Source organism: Nakamurella leprariae (assembly GCF_016918035.1).
Classification (GTDB): Bacteria; Actinomycetota; Actinomycetes; order Mycobacteriales; family Nakamurellaceae; genus Nakamurella; species Nakamurella leprariae.
On sequence record NZ_JAERWK010000013.1, the window covers coordinates 1 to 4,360 of the forward strand.

Annotated in this window: 3 protein-coding genes; 1 reads left to right on the forward strand and 2 read right to left on the reverse strand. The window is 70.1% G+C overall.

Features of this window, described 5'->3' with window-relative positions; translation table 11 throughout:
• Window positions 1-919 (reverse strand): SCO6745 family protein (locus tag JL106_RS10920; protein ID WP_407940145.1); only part of this gene is annotated, 919 nt, incomplete at its 3' end.
• A gap of 157 nt (window positions 920-1,076) precedes the next feature.
• Window positions 1,077-2,372, reverse strand: a complete 1,296-nt coding sequence (locus tag JL106_RS10925; RefSeq protein WP_205260757.1) for an NtaA/DmoA family FMN-dependent monooxygenase — start codon at window positions 2,370-2,372, stop codon at window positions 1,077-1,079.
• Window positions 2,373-2,632: 260 nt separating this feature from the next.
• Here JL106_RS10925 and tyrS point away from each other — a divergent pair, with 260 nt between their 5' ends.
• Entirely contained in the window at window positions 2,633-3,910 is a 1,278-nt protein-coding gene (tyrS, locus tag JL106_RS10930; RefSeq protein WP_407940146.1) for a tyrosine--tRNA ligase, read from the forward strand.
• Window positions 3,911-4,360 lie beyond the last annotated feature (450 nt).

Here is a 4,360-nt window from a genome sequence, read left to right on the forward strand (position 1 = left end):
CGGCCGGCCCGGGGGCCCCCGGGCCCGGGGGGGGGGGCCGGCCCTGGGGGTCGCGGGGGCCGCCCCCCACGGCCGCTCCCCACGGCGCCAGCAGGGCGTACAGCTCCTCGGCGTCATCGCCGAGCGCGTCGATGGCGGGCCGCATCTGCTCGTCGGTGGTGACCTCGATGGCCTCGCGGAACTCCCGGCCGGCGTCGGTCAGTCCGGTCCCGTCGGCGTCGAGGATGCCGCGGCTGCGCAGCTGCTGCTCGGCGACGTCGAACTGCTCGTCGGTCCACCCGCGGCTGCGGCTGTAGCTGCGTGGCGGCATGCCCCAGTAGAGCTCGCTGATCAGGCCGATGTGGGTGGCGTTCAGCCCGGCGGTGATCCAGGCCGCGGTGTGGCAGTCGCCGCGGTACTCGCGCAGCATGTCGGCCAGCCGGAACAGGGTGCCCATCTTGGACGGCGGCACCGGCAGCGACCGGAGCCCGGCGTACAGCGGGTGTCCCTCGGGCCGCAGCGGCTCGACCGCGCGGGCGAGCAGCTCGTTGGCGCGGTCGATGCCCTCGGGCTCGGCGCCGAGCAGTCGGGTCAACTGCCCGATCGCGCCGTCGTCGCGCGCCGCGCAGATCGTCGCCGCGTCGGTGGTCTTCCACCCGTACGCGACCGCGGGCACGACGATCTCCGGGTTGAACACGCCGAAGGCGGCGGTCACCACCTCGCCGGGCACCTGACCCATGACGGATCCGCGGCTGGTGAAGTAGGCCTGCATGTTGGGGGCGGCCACGCCGGCGTTGGTCGACGGGCTCGGCCCGAAGCCGAGCGCCTCGTAGTTGCGATGGCACTCGGGGGAGAAGTACACCTGGCCGGTCAGCGGTTCGATCACGGAACCGAGTCGACGGGCGGAGGCCGACAGCGCTGTCAGCGGGGCATCGTTCATGACGCGAAGCATCCCTTGAGCGGCCGGATCGGTCCACCCCGGGTGTCGTCGCGACCCTCGCCGTGGGTTCGGACGCCGAGTCCTCCGAGCGGCCGCGCCCCCGGCCGATCGGCCGGGGAGCTCGGAGTGGTTGCGACCCAGACGGCGCGCCCGGCCGTCAGAACGCCATCAGGTTCTCCCGCAGCGTGTCGTGCGTGTACTCGGTGCGGGTCAGACCGCGACGCTGCAGCTCGGGGACGAGGCCTTCGGTGACCTCGATGATGTTCTTGCGATTGCCCAGGCCGGTGATCAGGAAGCCGTCGCCGCCGATCTCCTGCATGGCCTCGTCCATCTGCGCGGCGATGCTGTCCGGAGTGCCGACCAGCTGCATGCTGGAGACCGAGAAGGATTCCGCCACCTGGCGCAGCGTCTGGCCTTCCGATGCCCACTGCTTGAACTGGTTGAGGTACCCGGCGTGACCGTTGGTCCTCATCTCCATGTCCAGCGGCGCATCGAGATCGTACTTGGCGAAGTCGATCTCGGTCAGCACCGACAGGGTGCAGAGCATCTCCTCGACGTCGGGCCGGCTCCGCGCAGCGCGGGCGTGCGCCTCCTCGACGGTGTCGGCGATGACCGGTGCCACGATGAACATCATCTTGAGCGACGACGGATCCCGGCCGGCGTCGCGCATGTGCTGGTGCACGTCCACCCGGTACTGCTTCATGTCCTCGATGCCGTTGAGTGAGACTAATGTCGTGTCGGCGTTCTGGGCGGCGAACCGGCGCCCGCGCGGTGAGGACCCGGCCTGGCAGTAGACCGGTCGGCCACCGACCGGCGGCAAGCTGTTCAGCGGGCCGCGGGACTTGTAGTACTTGCCCTCGAAGTCGATGGTGTGGACCTTGTCGCCGTCGACGTAGGTGTTGGTCTCCCGGTCCAGCACCACCGCGTCCGGTTCCCACGACTCGAGCAACCGGTTCATCAGCTCGACGTACTCGTCGGCCCGGTCGTAGCGCTCGTCGTGCGGCGGCAGCTGGTCGATGCCGAAGTTCTGCGCCGCCTTGTCCTCGCTCGAGGTGACGATGTTCCAGCCGGTGCGGCCACCGGACAGGTGTGACAGCGTGGCCATGGTCCGGGCCAGCATGAACGGCGGGTAGAACGTCGTCGACGCGGTCCCGATCAGCCCGATGTGCTTGGTCAGCTTGGCGATCACCGGGATGACCGCCATCGGGTCGTGCTTCGGTCCGTGCGATCCGTACTTGAGGTTGGTGTTCATCGAGCCGCCGTAGACGTCCGAGACCATGGCGGAGTCCTCGAACATCATGAAATCGAACCCGGCCCGCTCGAGGTGGCGCGCCATCTCGATGTGGTAGTCGCCATTCGCCCAAGCCTCCGGGGCGGTGCCGGCCCAGCGGCCGGCGAAGCCACCTCGGGAGAAGCTGCCGAACCAGCCGAGATGGAAGGGCGCTGCGGGCATGCGATCGCTCCAGTTCAGTGGTTCGGGACGGGTGGGCGTTGTCCGCAACGCTAGGAACGCCCTGTTGCCCGACCGTCACGTCTACGTTCCGGGCTGCTTGCGCCGGTTGCCTGCCGCTCGATCCGCGGGCTCGCGTCGCTGGTCGCGCCAGGTGGCGGGCGTGTGAGGATGGTGGTGTGGGTGCCGCAGAACCGACCGATCTGACCGTCCCGACCGAGGCGGCCGGTGACGTACGGCCACCCGGTGAGCGTCCCGCCTCTGTGCTCGATGAGCTGGAGCTGCGCGGGCTGGTCGCGCAGACCACCGGTGCGGACGCCCTGGCCACCGCGTTGGCCGGCGACCCGATCACCTACTACTGCGGGTTCGACCCCACCGCGCCCAGCCTGCACATCGGCAACCTGGTCCAACTGCTCACCATGCGGCGGCTGCAGCTGGCCGGGCATCTGCCGTTGGCGCTGGTCGGCGGGGCCACCGGGTTGATCGGCGATCCGCGGATGTCGGGGGAGCGGGTACTCAACACCCCGGAGACCGTGGCCGGATGGGTGGACCGCATCCGCGCGCAGGTGCAGCGCTACCTGGACTTCGAGGGCCGGTACGCCGCCCGGATGGTCAACAACCTGGACTGGACCGCGCCGATGTCGGCGATCGACTTCCTCCGCGACGTCGGCAAGCACTTCCGCATGGGCCGGATGCTGGCCAAGGAGACCGTGTCGGCCCGGTTGAGCAGCGCCGACGGCCTCTCCTTCACCGAGTTCAGCTACCAGATCCTGCAAGGTATGGACTACCTCGAGCTGTACCGCCGCCACGGGTGCACGCTGCAGACCGGTGGCAACGACCAGTGGGGCAACCTGACCAGCGGCACCGAGCTCATCCACAAGGTGGAGCCGCAGGCCGCCGTGCACGCCATGACCACGCCGCTCATCACCAAGGCCGACGGCACCAAGTTCGGCAAGACGGAGTCCGGCACGGTGTGGCTCGACGCCGAGCTGACCAGCCCCTACGCCTTCTACCAGTTCTGGGTCAACACCGACGACCGGGACGTCGGGCGCTACCTGCGGGTGTTCTCGTTCCGGTCACTGGAGGAGCTGGCCGCGCTCGACGCGGCGACCGCCGATCGCCCGCAGGCGCGGGAGGCGCAGCGCGCCTTGGCCACCGAGATGACCGAGCTGGTGCATGGAGCCGGCGCGGCGACCGCCGCGGTCGAGGCCAGCGCCGCGCTGTTCGGGCGCGGCGACCTGGGGGCGGTGGACGCGGCCACGCTCGGTGCGGCGCTCCGCGAGGCCGGTGCGGTGACGGTGCCGGCGGCGGAGTTCGGCGATGAGGGGCGCACTGTGCTGCAGCTGCTGCGGGATGCCGGGCTGGCCGGCTCCCAGTCGGAGGCGCGGCGGATCGTGGCCGAGGGCGGCGCGAACGTGAACAACGAGCGCATCAGCGACCCCGAACGCCGGGTGCGGATCGCCGACTCCCTGCACGGCCGGTATCTGGTGCTGCGCCGTGGGCGCCGGATGGTGGCCGGTGTGCTGGTGGGGGAGCGCTGATGCCCCCTGTCGACCGGCTCGGAAGGCGGAAGTGACCGGGGTCACACCATGGGTGTCCGGCGCGGACGGGTGTTGGAAACCCGGATCGACCGGCCCTGACCAGGGCGGACGTAGCGGGCGACGGCGCCCGGACAGCGGATTTGACCCTGCCGGTCATCTGGACGTAACTTACTGAAGCCCGCGGGGAACCGGACAGGGAGCGAGGCCGAGAGGCCGGAGCCCCTGGCAGGCCTGAGGGATCCGAAGCCGAAGATCGCCTTCCTCCGGGGAGGTCGATGACGGGCGCCCACATGGGCCCGGAAGTGCGGCGGAGGACGGAGCCGGCAGCGGGTTTGACGCTGTGGTTCGGGTCTGGTAATGTTGTTCGGGTTGCCCCGGCGAGGCCTGGAAGGGCTGAGTGGGTGTGTGTCCGTTCTTTGAGAACTCAACAGTGTACCGATAGTCAGTGCC

What these genes read in the sequence shown, in the direction of transcription:
- JL106_RS10925 (WP_205260757.1), bottom strand. Translation starts at nt 2,372, where the DNA reads ATGCCCGCAGCGCCCTTCCATCTCGGCTGGTTCGGCAGCTTCTCCCGA.